Source organism: Roseomonas sp. CCTCC AB2023176, from assembly GCF_042259275.1.
In the GTDB taxonomy this organism is placed as follows: Bacteria; Pseudomonadota; Alphaproteobacteria; order Acetobacterales; family Acetobacteraceae; genus Roseomonas.
On the sequence record NZ_CP170086.1, the window covers coordinates 871,043 to 887,592 of the forward strand.

Consider the following 16,550-nt stretch of genomic DNA (forward strand, 5'->3'; position numbering starts at 1 on the left):
AGGCCTCCGTGAAGGCCGATGTCCTCATCCTCGGCGGCGGCGGCGCGGGCTGTTCCGCCGCCCTGCACCTGGCACAACGGGGCGCCCGCGTGATCCTGCTCGAACGCGGGCTCGTCGGTTCCCAGGCGAGCGGCGTGAACCATGGCGGCGTGCGTCAGCAGGGCCGCCACCCCGCCGAGATCCCGCTGGCGCTGCGGTCGCGCCAGATGTGGTCGCGGATGCGGGACATCTGCGGCACGGACTCCGAGTTCGAAGCCTGCGGCCACCTGAAGCTCGCGCGCAACGAGGCGGAGGAGGCCGAACTCCTCCGCTGGAACGCGAAGGCCGCCGAATACGGCCTGCGGCCCCGCATGATCGGCGGCAACGCCATCCGCACGGAGGTCCCCGCCTTCTCGGACCGCGTCGTCGCCGGTTCGCTGCTGGAGGAAGACGGCGCCGCCAACCCCCGCCTCCTCGCCCCCGCCCTGGCCCGCGTCGCGCGGGAGGCCGGGGCGACGATCCTGGAACGCCACGCCGTCACCGGGATGGCAAGGCAAGGCGACGATTTCGCGCTGGAAGCCAACGGCGAAACCTTCATCGCCCCCATCCTGCTGAACACCGCGGGCTACTGGGGCGGCCGCGTCGCCGCGACCTTCGGCGAGCCCGTGCCGATCGAATCCCTGAATCCCAACATGCTCGTCACGGAACCGCTGCCCGCGATCTGCCCTCACAACCTCGGCGTCGTCGGCGGCGACGTGTACCTGCGGCAGATCAGCCGGGGGAACGTCATCTTCGGCGGCGGCCGCGGCGAATCCGACGCCTCCATCCCCGTCTCCCGTCCGCTCCCCGCCCCGGCCTTCAACGCGATGGCCCGCGCGATCGAGATCCTGCCCGTCCTGCGCGACGCGATGGTCATCCGCTCCTGGACCGGTATCGACGGCGGCATGCCCGACGCGCTGCCCGTCATGGGCCCGTCCCGCACGACGCCCGGGCTGATCCATGCCTTCGGGTTCTCCGGCCAGGGCTTCATGCTCGGCCCCGCCGTCGGCGCGGTGCTGGCCGAACTCGTCCTCGACGGCCGCAGCGACACGTCGCTCGACGGCCTGGGCATCGAGCGCTTCGCCGGCCACGCGGCGCCTGCCGAGGACCCCTGGAAGACCCGGCTGGAATAGGGTCTGATCGCGTCACGAAAACGGGGAGAATGGGGATGCGGTTCGGGACGGCACTTCTCGCAGGGGCTTTCGCGCTGGCATCCGGCGCGGCGGTCGCGCAGGGCCAGGGCGGGACGCTCCGCGTCGGCATGGCCGCGCAGGACATCGGCCGGCTCGACCCGCACTTCGCGGTCTCCACGCCCGACCGCGTCGTCGTCGCCTGGATGTTCAACGGCCTCGTCCGCTTCAAGCCCGGATCCATCAACCCGGCGGAGGTCGAGCCCGACCTGGCCGAGCGCTGGGAAAGCAGCGAGGACGGGAAGACCTGGACCTTCCACCTTCGCCGCGGCGTGCGCTTCCACGGCAACTACGGCGAACTCACCGCCGACGACGTGGTCTTCTCCCTCCGCAAGGCCGCGAACGCGCAGTCCTCCGCCTTCTCCGCCGACTTCCGCGCCTTCGAGGCGATCGAGGCCGTGGACCCCCACACCGTCCGAATCACGCTGCGGGAAAACGTGCCCTCCCTCCTCGGCATCCTCACGGCCTATTCCGGCGGCTACATCGTGTCCCGCCGAGCGGTCGAGGAACGCGGCGCCGACTTCGCCCGCAACCCCGTGGGCACCGGCCCCTTCGCGATGGACCGCGTCACGCCGAACCAGTCGGCGGAACTCACGGCGCATGCCGGCTACTTCCGTGGTACGCCGCAGATCCCCCGGATCTCCTACCGTTTCATTCCGTCGGACGCCTCGCGCGACCTCGCCTTCCAGGCCCGGGAACTCGACCTGAACTACGGCCGTTCCGACCAGGCTTGGCAGAACCGCACGCGGCAGATCCCCAACACGATCGTGGACGTGTTCGAGCCGGGCGAGCTCGCGATCCTCAACCTCAACACCTCCATGCCGCCCTTCAACGACATCCGCGTGCGGCAGGCCGTCGCGCATGCGGTGAACCGCGCGGAACTCGTGCGCTGGCGCGGTGAGAGCGTATCGCGGGAAGGCCAATCGCTCGTCCCCCGCGGCTACCTCGGCTTCACGAACGACGTCGGCCTGCTGCCGCACGACCCGGCCCGCGCGCGGGCTTTGCTGGCCGAGGCCGGCCATCCCAACGGCATCACCATCCGCGCCATCCATACCCAGCTGCCGGAAATGCTCAGCGCGATGCAGGTCGTGCAGCAGCAGCTCCGCCGCGCCGGGATCACGCTGGACCTGCAGGTCGTGGAGCACGCGACCTTCCACCAGCAGATCCGCCAGAACCTTTCCCCGATGGTCTACTACGCCGCCGCGCGCTTCCCGGTGGCGGACATCTACCTCACCCAGTTCTTCCATGGCCGCAGCATCGTCCAGACACCCACGGCCGTGACGAACTTTTCCCATTGCAACCAGGCCGACAGCCAGATCGACGCGGCGCGGGTGTCCACGAACCCGCAGGAGCAGATGCGCCTTTGGGCCGAGGCGCAGCGCATCCTCGTCCAGAATGTCTGCGGCGTGCCGCTCTTCGAAACGCTGCTGGTCTTCGCCCGCCGCGACAACCTGGACTACGGCTACGATCTCCGCGGCTCCATGTCGCTCGGGCCGCTGATCACGGAAGGGACGCGGTTCCGGTAATGCTCGGCTTCGTCGCGCGCCGTCTCCTCGCGGCGGCGCCGACGCTGCTGGCCGTGCTGACGCTGGTGTTCCTGATCGTCCGCGTCATCCCCGGCGATCCGGCCCTCGTCATCCTCGGCGACCAGGCGACGCCGGAGGCCGCGGCCGCCGTGCGCGCCCGCCTCGGCCTCGACCAGCCGATCGGGGCGCAATACCTGTCCTTCGTGACCTCCGCGCTCACCGGCGATTTCGGCCGCTCCATGGTCACGGGACGCCCGATCCTGGAGGAGGTGACCGCCGTCCTCCCCCATACCCTCGACCTGACCCTCGCCTCCCTGGTGATCGGCGTGGTCGTCGGCATCCCCGCGGGCATTGCCGCCGCGCTCCATCGAAACCGCGTCATCGACGTCGCGGCGCGGCTGCTCTCCCTCCTCGGCCTCTCCTTCCCCGTCTTCGTCTCCGGCATCTTCCTGCTTCTGGCTTTCGCGCTGCACTGGCGCATCTTCCCGGTGATCGGCAACGCCGACCTGTCGGACCCGATGGACCGCCTGCACAAGCTGATCCTGCCCGCGATCACCCTCGGCCTCGTCATGGCCGCGTACGTCACCCGCGTGACGCGCAGCGCCATGTTGCAAAGCCTGTCGGAGGACTACATCCGCACCGCGCGCGCGAAGGGCGTCCCCTGGCGACGCGTGGTCTGGGTCCACGGCCTGCGCAACGCGTCGATCCCCGTCGTCACGGTGGTCGGCCTCTACGTCGGTATCCTCATCGGCAATTCCGTACTCACGGAGATCGTCTTCAACCGCCCTGGGCTGGGCAAGATCATCGTCGGCGCGCTGAACCAGCGGGACTACACGATGTTGCAGGGGCTGATGGTGATCTACTGCTTCCTCATCGTCGTCGTGAACCTCGTCACGGACCTGCTCTATGGCGTGCTCGATCCCAGGGTGAAGGCGTGAGCGTCACGACGGCCGGCGCCCCCGCGCGCCCGAACGCGCTTTCGCGCGCCCTTCGCAAGGCCCTCGCCAACCCCACGACGGCGATCGGCGCCGTCATCTGCATCCTCATCGCGCTGGCCGCGATCCTCGCCCCCTGGATCGCACCGACCGACCCGGCGGAGCAGGACGTCATCAACCGCCTCGTCGCCCCGAACGCCGAATTCCTCCTCGGCACCGACCAGTTCGGCCGCGACGTGCTGTCACGCCTCCTCTGGGGCGCGCGCATTTCGCTCATCGTCTCGCTCGGTGCCATCGCCGTGGCGGCGGTGATCGGCGGGGTCATCGGTATGGTCTCCGGCTACATCGGCGGCCGCACCGATCTCATCACCATGCAGGTGATGGACGTCCTGCTCTCCTTCCCCTCGCTCATCCTCGGCCTCATCGTCGTCGCGCTGCTCGGGCCGGACCTCCAGAACCTCGTCTTCGCCATCGCCCTCACCGCGATCGCGCCCTTCGCCCGCATCGCGCGCGCGCCGACGCTCGCCCTGAAGGAACGCGCCTTCGTCGAGGGCGGCCGTGCCCTCGGCTTCTCCCATGCGCGCATCCTCTTCCGGCACATCCTCCCCAACATCCTGCCGGAGGTGCTGGTGATGACCTCCCTCTGGCTCGCGACGGCGGTGCGGGTGGAGGCATCGCTCTCCTTCATCGGCCTCGGCGTGAAGCCCCCCACCCCGACCTGGGGGGGCATGACCCGCGACGGGTTCGAGAACATCCTCGACGCCCCCTGGCTCGCGGTGGCGCCTGGCGTCGCGATCCTCTTCCTCGTCCTCGGCCTCAACATGGTCGGCGACGGCCTGCGCGACGCAACCGACCCGAAGCTCCGCGCGGAATGATGGCGACCGATCGTGAAGCGGCGCAGCCGCGCAACGTGAACCGGTCGCCCGAATACGCCCCGCTGCTGCAGGTGGAAGGGCTACGGAAGCATTTCACCGTCACGCGCGGCTTCCCGAAGCGGGAGACGGTGACGGTCCGCGCCGTGGACGGCGTCTCCTTCTCCATCGCCCCCGGCGAGGCTCTCGGCCTCGTCGGCGAATCCGGCTGCGGCAAGTCCACCGCGGCCCGCGCCCTTCTGCGACTGATCGAACCCGATGCGGGCCGCGTCCTCTACCGCGGGCAGGACGTGACCGCCGCGCGCGGCGGCGACCTGCGCGCACTGCGGCAGCGCATGCAGATCGTCTTCCAGGATCCGTATTCCTCGCTCGACCCGCGGCAGACCATCGGCTCCGCCCTGATCGAACCGCTTCGCCTGCACGGCATCGCGCGCGGACCCGCAGCCCGCGACCGCGCCGCGGCGTTGCTCGAGGAAGTCGGCCTCCCGCCCTCGGCCCTCGACCGCTTCCCGCACGAATTCTCCGGCGGCCAGCGCCAGCGCATCGGCATCGCCCGTGCCTTGACGGTCGAGCCCGAACTCATCGTCGCCGACGAACCGGTTTCCGCCCTCGACGTCTCGGTGCAGGCACAGGTGCTGCTGCTTCTGCGCGACCTGCAGCGGCGGCGCGGGCTCTCCTTCCTTTTCGTCAGCCACGACCTGTCGGTGGTCCGCTGGTTCTGCGACCGTGTCGCGGTGATGTATCTGGGTCGCATCATCGAGGAAGGGCCGGTGGACCGCGTCCTGCGGGATCCGTTGCACCCCTACGCGCGCGTGCTGCGCGACGCCTCGCCCGTTCCCGATCCAGCCCTGCGCGGCGCGCTACCCCGCCTCACCGGCGAGCTCCCCTCCGCCGCCAGTCCCCCGCGGGGCTGCCACTTCCACCCGCGCTGCCCCCGCGCCTTGCCGGTCTGCGCCACGGCCTACCCCGGTTGGACCGCGACCGGGCAGGGTGGCGTCGCGTGCCACCTCCACGGTCCCGGCACGCCCGCCGCGTAGATCCATCGGCCCGCGAGCCCGCCGGGTTCGGGGACGGGCCGAAAGGCTGGGCCCCGACCGTTGGGCCCCGACAGCAGTGCCAGGAGGGCTGACCACGCCCGTGACGGCCCCGGCGCCCCGGACCACCGCGCCCCCCAGGCCCCGCCCGGGCGACGCCTCCTCCGGCGGCACTCGTCCCGTGATCGCATCGTCGTGTTTGCAACGCGGATTGGTTTCTGATGGTATGCGGCGTCGCGGCGCGGCCCTTCCCGGAACGCGTGCGCGTAGGACAAGAGGCCATGGCGCGCGAAGCGTCCGCGAACAGCCCGGACCCCGCTCTGCTCCGCAGCATCGAGCGGCTGGCCGAGTTCGCGCGCACCGAGGGGCTTGAGGGCGTGGACGAGCTCCTTGCCGACGTCCTCGCCTTGCTTCACGGCTGGCCCGCCCTGCGCCCCGTGACGCGCGCCCGTCCCCGCGCGCCCGAACTGCGGGTGATCCCCGGCGGCCGCGCCTGACGGGCAGGCCGGGCACCGCCCGGCCTCCCGACCTACTCCCAGACGGCGCTCTTCCCGTTCCGGCGTCAAACGCCCGCCGGCCGGAACGCGCACGGCTTTCTGATCCGCGTCGCCGATTTCACGCAGCGCTCACGATACCCTGACGCAGCGATGACGCGTGCCGTGCTGTCTTTCGTCCACCGAACACGGACCCGCGAGGTCCGCCGCGGTCGAACGATCCACCGAGCGAAGGAACGACAGCATGAGCGATCTCCGGACCCCCGTCCTCCTGACCGCCCCCAAGGCGGTGTCCGATGCCGGCCGCGTGTCCACCGGCGGCCTCCAGAAGACCATCGCGGTCGCCCCGAAGGCGGTGGCGGATGCGGGCCGCGTGTCGCTCGGCGGTCTCCAGAAGGTCCTCCTCATCACCGCCCCGAAGGCGGTGGCCGATGCCGGCCGCGTCTCCGCCGGCGGCCTCCAGAAGACCATCGTGGCGCCGAAGGCGGTGTCCGACGCCGGCCGCGTCTCCACGGGCGGCCTCCAGAAGGCGATCGTCGCCGCCCCGAAGGCGGTGTCCGATGCCGGCCGCGTGTCCACCGGCGGCCTCCAGAAGACCATCGCGGTCGCCCCGAAGGCGGTGGCGGATGCGGGCCGCATCTCCCTCGGCGGTCTCCAGAAGTCCCTTGTCATCACCGCCCCGAAGACCGTGACCGATGCCGGCCGCGTCTCCGCCGGCGGCCTCCAGAAGACCATCGTGGCGCCGAAGGCGGTGTCCGACGCCGGCCGCGTCTCCACGGGCGGCCTCCAGAAGGCAGTCCTGGTCACCGCTTCGAAGACCGTCTCCGACGCCGGCCGCGTCTCGCTCGGCGGTCTCCAGCGCGCGATCTGACGCGTCCCTGAATGCCGGCCCGGGGCCACGCGCCCCGGGCCGCAAGGTTCCGTACGGCGCGCACAGGGGCGTCCTCCTCTACCCCGTGGGATGTGGTCGCGATGGGCTATGAAGCACCGATGACGGCGGCGAGCGGGACGGCGGCGGCGCCCGTCGCGGGCCCCATCGCGCGATTCTTCTCCGTCATTCCCGGCGCCCGCGCACCGCAGCGCGCGGGACGCGACGCTTACGGCACGCTCCCCATCCGCGCCTACCGTCACTGCGAGGCCGTGACCTCCGCCGCCGCCTTCGGCTGGCACCTCTTCCCACCGATGGACATGGAATTCGTCTGGGATGGCGGCACCACCGTCAACTGGACCTATGACGGGGCCGAAGGTTGGTATCCCCTTCGCGTCGCGCAGTTCCCGGACTTCGCCGCGCATTTCGACGCGCACGCGCCGGCGGACGTGCAGGGCTTCTCACCCACCTTCCTGGCCGCGCTCACCGAACCGGGCGTCGTGCAGATCTGGACCGGCCTCGTCGCGCGCACCGCGCCGGGCTGGAACCTCCTTCTCCGTCCGCCGGCCAACGCCCCGCGCGACCTCGGCTACGAACAGTATGAAGGCGTCGTCGAGACCGATCGCTGGTTCGGCCCCATCTTCACGAACATCCGCCTCTGCCGCACCGGCCAGCCCGTGCGCCTCCAGGCCGGCTTCCCGCTGATCCAGGCGCAGCCCGTGCAGCGCGCGACCCTGACCGACGCCGTGCTCGAGAGCATGGAGGTCGTCGAAGGGCTCGACGCCTGGGGCGGCGCGGAATGGGACGCCTTCCGGCACACCCTCGTCCGTCCCAACACGGACCCGAACCGCCGTCCCGGCGCCTACGCCGCGGAGTCGCGCCGCGACCGGAAGCGGCTCGACTCCCCGCACGGGGGCGACTGATGGCCGGGCCGGCCCCGACCCGCGCCTGGTGGGTGAAGGCGGCCTGGATCGGGGCCGCTTTGCTCACCTCGGCGGCCTTCCCGGTCATCACCCGCCTCGGCGTCACCGCGCAGGGCCTGTCGCCGCTCCAGATCACGACGCTGCGCTACGCCGTCGCGGCGCTCGTGCTCGGCCCCCTGCTCCTCCGCGGCCGCCGTCTCGGCGCAGCGGAATGGCGGGAAGGTGCTATCCTCGCCGTGCTCCAGGGCACGCCGCTCGCGCTCCTCGTCGCCGGCGCCCTCGTCCACGTCCACGCGGCCCACGGCGCCGCGCTCGGCCTCGGCCTCATGCCCGTGATGAGCGTCATCCTCGGCCTCTTCCTCGGCACCGTCCCCTCCCGCCGTGCCGTCGCGGGCGTCCTCCTCATCGCCGGCGGCGCGACCGCCCTCGCCGGCCTCGAAGCCGCCGATGGCGGCGAAGCCCTCATCGGCTACGCGATGTTCTGCGGCTCCGCCTTCCTCGGCGCGAGCTACTTCGCCCGCCTCAAGAACTCGGGCTTCAGCGCGATCGAGGGCGCTGCGTTCGTCGCGGTCTTCTCCGGCGCCGGCGGCGTCCTCGCGCTCGCCGCGACGGGTGGCTTCGAAGACATCGCCGCCCTCCCGTCCAGCGCCCTCGCCCTCCAGGTTGGCTTCCAGGGTTTCGTCGTCGGCGTGGGCTGGCTCGTGGCGGTGAACCGCACGATCTGCCTCCTGGGCGCGGCCCCCGCGACGGTCTGCCTTTCCCTCACCCCCGCCATCACCGCGGCGCTCGCCTTCCCGGTCCTCGGCGAGGTGCCGCCCCTCGCCGATGCGCTCGCCATGGCCGTCATGGTCGCGGGCGCCGTCATCTACGCCCTCCGCCCGGAGGCGGAGAACCGGAACGGCGCCGCCGGCGCCGCGCCGCCTACCCCCCACCGGCCCGTGGTGGCCTGACATGCAGGAGGTCCCATGACCCAGGACGAACTCACCACCGACATCGCTGCACGCGACGGGCGTGCGCGCCTGGAGCACGTGGTCCAGAACCTCGCCTGCTACGCGCAGGCGACCGGGCGCGATGCCGCGGCGAACCTCCTCGGCGCGGTCGAGCGCGCGCTCGTCGCGCAGCGGCTGATCGGCGCCCAGGGCTGATCCCGCGCGGGGGCCGTGTCCGGCCGGATCATCCGGCGCGCCGTTCCCTCCCGTTCCCGTCCGGACCTGGGCGGACCTCGACCTGTCCCGCCCTGCGGCCGCAGGTCCGGATCACGGAGCGGGCGACCCCGCTCCCCGGGCCGATCGGGCCCAGACGGAGATGCCCATGCGCGACCTGGCCTTCCCGCGATACGCCGCCCTCCCGCGGCAGCACCTCGCCGCCGCGACCCTCGGCCTCGGCCTGCTGCATGAGCGGCGTGGCGATACCCTCATCCGGGTGCCGGTCCACCGTCGCCAGCAGTCGCCGGACCTCGAATGGCACGCGCGGCAGGAGGGTGGGCGACTCGTCCACCTGACCTTCACCGCCGAGACCCTGGAGGAATGGTCGGCCCTCGCCGCTGCCTCGCCCGCCGAGACGCTCGGGCTCTACCGCGATCTCCTCGCCCGCCCGGAGGTGCGCGCCGACGACCTCCTCTGGCGCCACGACGTCTTCGCCCGGGGGGAGACCGGACCGGTCCTCGCCTTCGCGGCCGGCACCTACAATCCCTTCAACCCCTGGAATACGGTTCGGGGCGCGGTCCACCTCACCCGCCCCGCCCCCGGCCCGCGCGGCGTCATCGCCCTGCGGACGGAGGGCATCCTCTTCCTCGGGAACCACGACGTGACGTCGGAGGTCCTGCGTCCCCGGCGGCGCGACGACCGAACCGGCCGCGTCACCCGGCTGGAGGTGGAGGCCCCGGCCGGCGCCCTGTACGACCTGGACGACCTCAGCCTGCCCGGCGGCGATCCGCTGACGCCGCTCGGCCTCGCCCACCACCTGCTCCGGTCCGGCGAGCCCGCCCGCGGCGACGGGGTGGCGGACCGACTCCCCCGATCCTCCCCGGGGGTCTGGTGGCGGACGCGATGCTTCGCCGCATGCGGGCCAGCCACGTCGGCAGCACGTGACGCCACGGCCCGCCACCCCGGCCACGGCCGGCATCGCGCCGTGCGCCCGGTCAGTTCAACAGGCGCGTCATCATGTCGCGGATCGCCTGCTCGACCTCCTGCGCGACGGCGAGGTTGACCTCGCCGTCCGGGGCGCCGTCCGCCCGGATCGTCATCTCCCGGACGAGGGCACCGAGCTGCTCCCGCGACGCGCCGAGGAACGCCATGGGGTCGTCGGCCCCCCGCATGCCCTCCGTCAGCGCCGAACGGACCGCGGCGGCCAGCGCGGCGCGCCAAGCCTCGTCATGCATCGTGGCGCCCCCGGCCGGCGGCAACGCGGGCAAGCCTGCCCGCGCCCGTCAGCCCGTCCTCGCCCCAACGACCGTCTTCCAACGTCACCTGCCCCAAACCATCCGGCCGCCGTGCCACGAATGGGACGCTGCCCCACCTGCCGGGACGCTTTTACCGGACGCCCCTTTCGATCACCATACGGCTGACGTGCGAAGCCATCGCGCCCTGCTGGAAGACGCTTCGCCAGGCAGAACGCCTGGCAGCCCCTCCCCGTGCGCAGTGCGGCCCGTCGGCGTCACCCTGCTCGGCCCGGTCCGCCTTTCCGGTCCGGACGGCGCGGAGCGGCCCCTCCCCACCCGCAAGAGCCGCGCGCTCCTCGCCTTCCTCGTCCTGGCCCGCGGCCGGCCTGTCAGCCGCGGTCGCCTCGCGAGCCTCCTCTGGGAACGTTCTGGGGAGGTGGAGGCCCGGGGAAGCCTGCGCGGCGCGGTCGCCGAACTCTCCCGCGCGATCGGCGACACCGGGATCCTCCGCGCCGACCGGGACAGCCTTCGGATAGAACCGGCCTCGCTGGCCGTGGACCTCTTCGCCCTCGACCAAGAGGACGTGATCCCGGACGTCGGGACCGCCCCCCTCCTCGACGGCCTCGAGAACATCGGCGAGGCCTTCTCCGAATGGCTCATCGGCGAGCGCGAGGCCTGGGCCGCGCGCTTCCGGGCCCGTTGCGAGGCGGCCCTCGAACGCGCCCGCGGCGAACCGGAGGTCGCGATCGCGCTCGCCGAGCGCCTCGTCGCCTTCGACCCCACGCAGGAGGGGGCCTGGCGGACCCTCATGCGCCTCCACGCCGAGGCCGGCGACCGCGCCCGCGCGCTGGCCGAGTACGAGCGCTGCCGCGCCGCCCTCCGCCGCGCGCTGGAGGTCGATCCCTCGCCCGAGACCCGCGACCTCGCGGCGCAGATCCGGGGCGGCAGCGCGCTCGTCGCCCGCGGGGTTCCGGCCTTGCTTGCGGCGCCGGCGCGGGCGGATCCCGCGGCGCCCCGCCGCCCGCGGGTCGGCGTCCTGCCCTTCGCCGCAACCGGGCCCGCCGAGACCGAGGCACTGGGCTTGGCCTATGCCGAGGAGACCGCACTCGAGCTCGCCCGGTCTCGCGACTTCGACGTCATCGCCCCGATCGCCCTCATGCACCTGCGCGGCGGCGGGGCCGAGGCGGCCTTCAGGGCGCATGGCCTGGACTACGTCGTGGATGGCGCCGTGCGAGGCCGGTCGGGGGAACGGGCGGTCGTCCTCTCCCTCCTCGACGTCTCGGGCCTCGCCCGACCGCTCTGGAGCGCGCGCCTTGCGCTCGACCTCGGCTCGGTCGGGGAGGTGGAGCGGGAGCCGCTGCTCGCGCTCGTCGCCCGGCTCGCCCCGGCGATCGCGCATATCGAGGGTACCCGTCCCCACGCGACCTCCGTCGGGGACCTCGTGCTGCGCGCCATCCCGCTCCTCAACACGCTCCGCTCCGACTCCTTCGCCCATGCCGGGGAAATGCTGGCCGAGGCCGTGGTGCGGGAACCGGACAACGCGACCGCCGCCGCCTGGGCCGCGCGCTGGCACGTCTTCCAGGTCGGCCAGGGCTGGGCCCGCGACCCGGTCGCCGCGATGGACGAGGCCGAGCGCCTGGCGGCCCTGGCCATCAGCCTCGACCCGGAGAGCTCGGAAGCCCTCGCGGTCTACGGCCACGTGTCGTCCTTCCTCCACCGCGACCTCGACAGCGGCAACTACTACCTCGAGCGCTCGCTCGAGCTGAACCCGAACCAGGCCTCCGTCCTCGCGCTCTCCGCGGCGACCCAGACCTATCTCGGCCGGCCCGCGGAGGCGTTGAACCGGCTCGAACGCTACCGCCGCCTCACGCCGAACCACCCGCACGACCGCGTCCTCGGCACCGTTTTCACGATCGCCCACTTCTTCGCCGGCGACTTCCAGGAAGCGGTGCTGGCGGGGCGCCGCGCGGTCCGCGCCACGCCGGACTTCACCAATGCCTACAAGCCGCTCCTCGCGGCGATGGGCCACCTGCGGCAGGGGCGGGAAGCCAAGACCTTCCTCGAGGCCCTGCTGAAGCGGGAGCCCGGCTTCAACGTCCACGACTTCATCCGGACCTACCCCTTCCGCCGGCGGGAGGACCGGGAGGCCTACGCCGAGGGCCTGCTCCTCGCCGGCGCGCCGAAGACCTGAACGACGCGGTCCCGGGCCGACGTTCGGCCTCGACGGGTCCAGGCCGCCACCCGAGAGCCGGCTCCACCCCGTCGGGCAATTCCGTCCTGTGTGGACCTGCTTCATGGCGGGGATGCCCTCCGCGCGAGGGCTTGACCGGGGGCCCCGCGCCGGCGCTGCCTGCCGCGATGCGCGTGCACATCCAGAACCTGCCCGGCGAGGCTCTCTTCGCCGTCACCCCGGTCCAGTGGCGCGCCGCGCTCGACCGACACGGCGGCGACCACGACGTGTCGCTCGCCGAGGACGACGCCGGCTTCTCCGCCGCGATCCGGGAGGCGCAGGTGCTGGTCACCTGGACGAAGCAGGTCCGCGCCCGGCTCGTGGGCGCCGATCTCCGCGCGATGGCGCCGCGTCTCCGCGTGATCTCCTGCACCTCGGCGGGCCTCGACCGCCTCGCGCCCTTCGACTGGCTGCCGCCCCACGTGCTGCTGCTGAACAACCGCGGCGCGCATGCCGACAAGGCCGGCGAGTTCGCGCTGATGGGCCTGCTGATGCTCGCGGCGGGCATGCCGCGCATCGCCGCGGCGCAGCGCGCGAAACGCTGGGAGCCGCGCTTCGGCTCCGTCCTCGCCGGACGTCGCCTCGCCGTCGTCGGCCTTGGCACGATCGGCGGCGCCGCGGCCCGGCACGCACGCGCCCACGGCATGCGCGTCACGGGCATCCGCACCCGCGCAGAGCCGCACCCCGATTGCGACGAGGTCCGTGCGACGGAGGACCTGGACGCGGTGCTGCCGGAGGCAGAGTTCCTCGCCCTCTGCTGCCCCCTGACGGAAGCGACGCGCGGCCTGATCGACCGCCGCCGCCTGTCGCTGCTGGCCCGCGGCGCGAAGGTGCTGAACATGTCGCGCGGCGCGGTCTGGGACCAGGACGCGGCCTGCGACCTGCTGGACGCGGGACACCTCGATGGCTGCGTCACCGATGTCGCGGTGCCCGAGCCCCTGCCGCCCGGTCACCGGCTGTGGCGCACGCCGGGCATGACGGTCGTGCCGCACGTGTCCTCCGACGACCCAGCGACGTACAACGACCGCACGCTCGACATCCTGCTCGCCAACCTCGACGCCATCGCCGCTGGCCGCCCAGCCCCGAACCGCGTGGACCCGGCGCGCGGGTACTGATGCCGGGAGCGATCGTCCTGGTCGCGTTCGGGTGTTGCGCCAACTGCTCCGGGAGAAGGGCTTTGCCCTCCACCCGGACCCTCCACCCACCAGGGGGCAACGGCCCCCTGGACCGCGTTCCGTAAAGGATGCGCCGGCTTGGAAGGTGGTCCCCACGCACGCTTGCGCCGCGTGGGGACCACCTTCCGAACCGGGGCGTTTACAGAGTGGGGTCCAGGGGACGCGTCCCCTGGCGGATGGAGGTCCGGAGGAAGGCAGCGCCTTCCTCCGGGGCTACCAGGCGCAACACTCGAACGAAGGCAGGACGATTACGGCCCGGCATCGGCCGTCACTGCGGCAGCAGTTCCGGCACGTAGTCGAGGAGGGAGATGTCGAGCCAGCCTTGCACGTAGCGGTCCGGGATCCCGTCCGCGGCCAGGGCGATGATCTTCGCGTCGCCCGCCTTCACCTTGCGCTGCTTGCGCAGGGCCTCGAAGGCGCCGTTGTCCGCGTTGGAGCGCGCCTGCCCGCTCTCGCCCGTGTCCCAGGTCCCGTCGTCGATGGTGCCGAGGAAGACGAAGACGTGCTCGTAGGATTGCTTGTACGGATCGGCCTGGATGATGACGATGTCGCCGCGTTGCGGCATTGCGCCCTTGTTCGCCGCGGTGCGCCGGACGAAGGCCTTGCTGTTCGCGATGACCGAGACCCCGTCGCCCGGGACGATCTTCGTCCCGCGCGACGCGTCCTCGCGGTTGATGAGGCCACGATGCGTGCCCTTCACCCCGCGCGTGTCGTTGTCCTTCGACACGCCGAGTTGGAGCAGCATCCAGTGCGGCAGGAAGGTGCAGGACGTGCCGTAGCCCGGCGAGTATCCGGCGCAAACCTTCTGATAAGTCGGGTCGCCGCGCGTGAAGGGCAGGACACCCGTGACGAGTTCATGGGCACGCCGGCGGACGACATCCGCCTGCTCTCCGTTGATGTGCATGGTGGGACCTCTTGGCGCGCGGAACCTCGCGCAGCCGTGGGGTGCGGATCAACCGCGTCCCGGTCTCATCTGTCGCGCCGTCCCGTCGCGAGCCAGACGCCAAGCAGCACGACGGCGCCGCCGGCGAAGACGCGTGCTTCCGGCACCTCTCCCAGCAGGATCGCCGAGACGATGGCGGCGAAGACCGGCTGCAGGTAGCCCGTCATGGAAGCGTCCGTGGCCCGCGCACGCTGCACGAGCGAGAGGAACATCGTAAGCGGCACGGCGGAGGACAGGATGCCGATCCACACGACGGCGCCCCAGACGAGCCACCGCTGGTCGTAGGCGGCGGGGGCATCGAAGGAGAGGCTCAGCAGCCCCGCCCCGATCGCCCCAAAGACCTGCTGCCCCGCGGACAGCGCGACGGGCGAACCCGGCCGGTACCAGCGGACATAGACCGTGCCCGTGGCATAGGAGAGCGCCGTCGCGACCATCAGCAATCCGGCGAGCAGCCCCGCGCCGCCCGCCAGCGCGCCGGGACCGAGGATGACGGCGATGCCCACCAGTCCGACAGCCAGCCCGACGAAGGTGCGCGGCGTCGGCCGTTCCTGCGGCAGGAAGAGGAAGGACAGCACGGCGACGAAGAGGGGCGCCGTGGACTGGATGAGCGAAGCTGAGGCGGCGGCGAGCGTGATGACAGCCGTTGCGGTCATCACGTTCGGCAGCCAGCCATTGGTGGTGCCGAGGATGAGGCCGTTCCGCACGAAGCCGCCGCGCAGCCCGCGCAGGGCGCCTGTAGCGTAGGCGAAGGCCAGCAGCGCGACGGCAGAGACGACGCCACGCGCGAAGGAGAGCGCGAAGGGCGGCATGTGCGCGGCGGCGTAGCGGAGCATCGGGAAGGCCGTGCCCCACATCGCGGAGATGACGAGCAGCCGCCACCAGAGCGGCCAGCCGGTCAGGGGCATCGGTGTGGTGCGGCGGAAGGGGCCCGCATCAGCGGGCGGGCGCCGGCGTGGCGGGTGTGGAGGCGGCTGCGGGCGTCGCGGCGCGGGCGGCCTCGCGGCCCTCGCGCCAACGCGCGACATTGCGGTTGTGTTCCTCCAGCGTGCGGGCGAAGGCGTGGCCGCCCGTGCCGTCGGCGACGAAAAAGAGGAAGTCCGTGTTCTCCGGCCGCGTGACCGCGCGGATGGCGTCCTTGCCGGGGGAGGCGATGGGGCCTGGAGGCAGGCCGCGCACGCGGTAGGTGTTGAAGGGGTGGTCGCGGTCGAGTTCCGCGCGCGTCGGCGGGCGGTCGAGCGTCGCGCCGTCGGTCGCGGCGTAGGTGACGGTCGGGTCGGACTGCAGCGGCATGCCGCGGCGCAGGCGGTTAATGAACACGCTCGCGACCTTCGCGCGTTCGCTGGCTTGCCCCGTCTCGCGCTCGACGATGCTGGCGAGCACCAGGGCTTCCCGGGCGGATTGCAGCGGAAGTCCTTGGGCGCGGGCGGCCCAGGCCTCGCGCAGGGTTTCCCCCATGTCGGCGGTGGCCTTGCGCACGACGGCGGCGCGGGTGTCGCCCCATTGATAGGCGTAGGTCTCGGGGAGGACGGCGCCCTCCTCGATGGCGGGGGTCTCTCCGGTCAGGCCTTCCGTGCGGTCGAGGAGCGTGACGATCTGGCGGGCGAGCAGGCCCTCGGGGATCGTCAGGCGGCGCTGCACGGGGCGCGCGGTGCGCAGGATTTCGAGGATATCGCGCAGGGAGCCGCGGGCGGGAAACACGTACTCCCCGGCGCGGAGCGGGCCCTCGGGGCGGGTCGCCCACGCGGCAATGGTGAAGGAGGGGCCGCTGTCTATGACGCCCGCGCGGAGGAGGGCTTCCGAGATGCCCTCCGTATTCGCGCCGCGGGGGACGACGACGGTCTTCTGCTCCGTCAACGGGCCCGCGGCGGTGAGGCGGGACCAGGCGAAGGCGCCGGCCGCCGCCACGGCCCCGCCAAGCAGGAGGACGAGGACCAGCAGGAACCGGAGGAAGCGGAACATCCG

17 protein-coding genes are annotated in these 16,550 nt (G+C 72.4%); 13 read left to right on the top strand and 4 right to left on the bottom strand.

All coding sequences use genetic code 11. The features are described 5' to 3' along the window. The first annotated feature begins 8 nt into the window (after nt 1-8). From ACE7GA_RS04400 to ACE7GA_RS04450, 11 genes are all read left to right on the top strand, one after another. Nucleotides 9-1,151, top strand: a complete 1,143-nt coding sequence (locus ACE7GA_RS04400; protein WP_376096172.1) for an NAD(P)/FAD-dependent oxidoreductase — start codon at nt 9-11, stop codon at nt 1,149-1,151. 35 nt (nt 1,152-1,186) lie between these two features. Beyond that, nucleotides 1,187-2,734, top strand: coding sequence for an ABC transporter substrate-binding protein (locus ACE7GA_RS04405; protein ID WP_376096175.1), 1,548 nt, complete (start codon nt 1,187-1,189; stop codon nt 2,732-2,734). Beyond that, the gene (locus tag ACE7GA_RS04410; protein WP_376096178.1) at nt 2,734-3,672 is read left to right on the top strand and encodes an ABC transporter permease; all 939 of its coding nucleotides are present in this window, start codon (nt 2,734-2,736) and stop codon (nt 3,670-3,672) included. Before ACE7GA_RS04405 ends, ACE7GA_RS04410 begins: the two co-directional genes overlap by 1 nt. Further along, nucleotides 3,669-4,544, top strand: a complete 876-nt coding sequence (locus ACE7GA_RS04415; RefSeq protein WP_376096181.1) for an ABC transporter permease — start codon at nt 3,669-3,671, stop codon at nt 4,542-4,544. Before ACE7GA_RS04410 ends, ACE7GA_RS04415 begins: the two co-directional genes overlap by 4 nt. Then, nucleotides 4,541-5,578 carry an ABC transporter ATP-binding protein gene (locus ACE7GA_RS04420; protein WP_376096184.1) on the top strand — a complete coding sequence of 346 codons (1,038 nt, stop codon included), beginning with the start codon at nt 4,541-4,543 and terminating at the stop codon, nt 5,576-5,578. The genes ACE7GA_RS04415 and ACE7GA_RS04420 overlap by 4 nt, the downstream gene beginning before the upstream one ends. A 278-nt stretch (nt 5,579-5,856) precedes the next feature. After that, nucleotides 5,857-6,072, top strand: coding sequence for a hypothetical protein (locus ACE7GA_RS04425; protein WP_376096187.1), 216 nt, complete (start codon nt 5,857-5,859; stop codon nt 6,070-6,072). A 241-nt stretch (nt 6,073-6,313) separates the two neighbouring features. Then, nucleotides 6,314-6,940: a hypothetical protein gene (locus ACE7GA_RS04430; protein ID WP_376096190.1), complete on the top strand. Its 627-nt coding sequence runs from the start codon at nt 6,314-6,316 to the stop codon at nt 6,938-6,940. Between the two features lie 101 nt (nt 6,941-7,041). Then, nucleotides 7,042-7,860 carry a DUF6065 family protein gene (locus ACE7GA_RS04435; RefSeq protein WP_376096193.1) on the top strand — a complete coding sequence of 273 codons (819 nt, stop codon included), beginning with the start codon at nt 7,042-7,044 and terminating at the stop codon, nt 7,858-7,860. Then, on the top strand, nt 7,860-8,810 hold the full coding sequence (locus tag ACE7GA_RS04440; protein WP_376096196.1) for a DMT family transporter: 951 nt from the start codon (nt 7,860-7,862) through the stop codon (nt 8,808-8,810). Before ACE7GA_RS04435 ends, ACE7GA_RS04440 begins: the two co-directional genes overlap by 1 nt. A 15-nt stretch (nt 8,811-8,825) precedes the next feature. Continuing rightward, entirely contained in the window at nt 8,826-9,005 is a 180-nt protein-coding gene (locus ACE7GA_RS04445) for a hypothetical protein (RefSeq protein WP_376096199.1), read from the top strand. A gap of 166 nt (nt 9,006-9,171) precedes the next feature. After that, nucleotides 9,172-10,068 carry a hypothetical protein gene (locus ACE7GA_RS04450; protein ID WP_376096202.1) on the top strand — a complete coding sequence of 299 codons (897 nt, stop codon included), beginning with the start codon at nt 9,172-9,174 and terminating at the stop codon, nt 10,066-10,068. On the opposite strand, the gene ACE7GA_RS04455 is transcribed toward ACE7GA_RS04450, so the two are convergent. Beyond that, entirely contained in the window at nt 10,001-10,240 is a 240-nt protein-coding gene (locus tag ACE7GA_RS04455) for a hypothetical protein (RefSeq protein ID WP_376096205.1), read from the bottom strand. The genes ACE7GA_RS04450 and ACE7GA_RS04455 overlap by 68 nt on opposite strands. A 259-nt stretch (nt 10,241-10,499) precedes the next feature. On the opposite strand from ACE7GA_RS04455, the gene ACE7GA_RS04460 reads away from it, so the two are divergent. Both ACE7GA_RS04460 and ACE7GA_RS04465 read left to right on the top strand, forming a co-directional pair. Beyond that, nucleotides 10,500-12,431 carry a BTAD domain-containing putative transcriptional regulator gene (locus ACE7GA_RS04460; protein WP_376096207.1) on the top strand — a complete coding sequence of 644 codons (1,932 nt, stop codon included), beginning with the start codon at nt 10,500-10,502 and terminating at the stop codon, nt 12,429-12,431. Nucleotides 12,432-12,562: 131 nt separating this feature from the next. After that, a complete protein-coding gene (locus tag ACE7GA_RS04465; RefSeq protein WP_376096210.1) occupies nt 12,563-13,585 on the top strand; it encodes an NAD(P)-dependent oxidoreductase in 1,023 nt (340 codons plus the stop codon). Between the two features lie 328 nt (nt 13,586-13,913). On the opposite strand, the gene ACE7GA_RS04470 is transcribed toward ACE7GA_RS04465, so the two are convergent. The 3 genes from ACE7GA_RS04470 to mltG form a co-directional block, all read right to left on the bottom strand. After that, entirely contained in the window at nt 13,914-14,549 is a 636-nt protein-coding gene (locus tag ACE7GA_RS04470) for a hypothetical protein (protein WP_376096213.1), read from the bottom strand. A 65-nt stretch (nt 14,550-14,614) separates the two neighbouring features. Next, the gene (locus tag ACE7GA_RS04475) at nt 14,615-15,493 is read right to left on the bottom strand and encodes a DMT family transporter (protein ID WP_376096216.1); all 879 of its coding nucleotides are present in this window, start codon (nt 15,491-15,493) and stop codon (nt 14,615-14,617) included. Nucleotides 15,494-15,521: 28 nt separating this feature from the next. Beyond that, the gene (gene mltG / locus ACE7GA_RS04480) at nt 15,522-16,547 is read right to left on the bottom strand and encodes an endolytic transglycosylase MltG (protein ID WP_376096219.1); all 1,026 of its coding nucleotides are present in this window, start codon (nt 16,545-16,547) and stop codon (nt 15,522-15,524) included. Between the last annotated feature and the right edge of the window lie 3 nt (nt 16,548-16,550).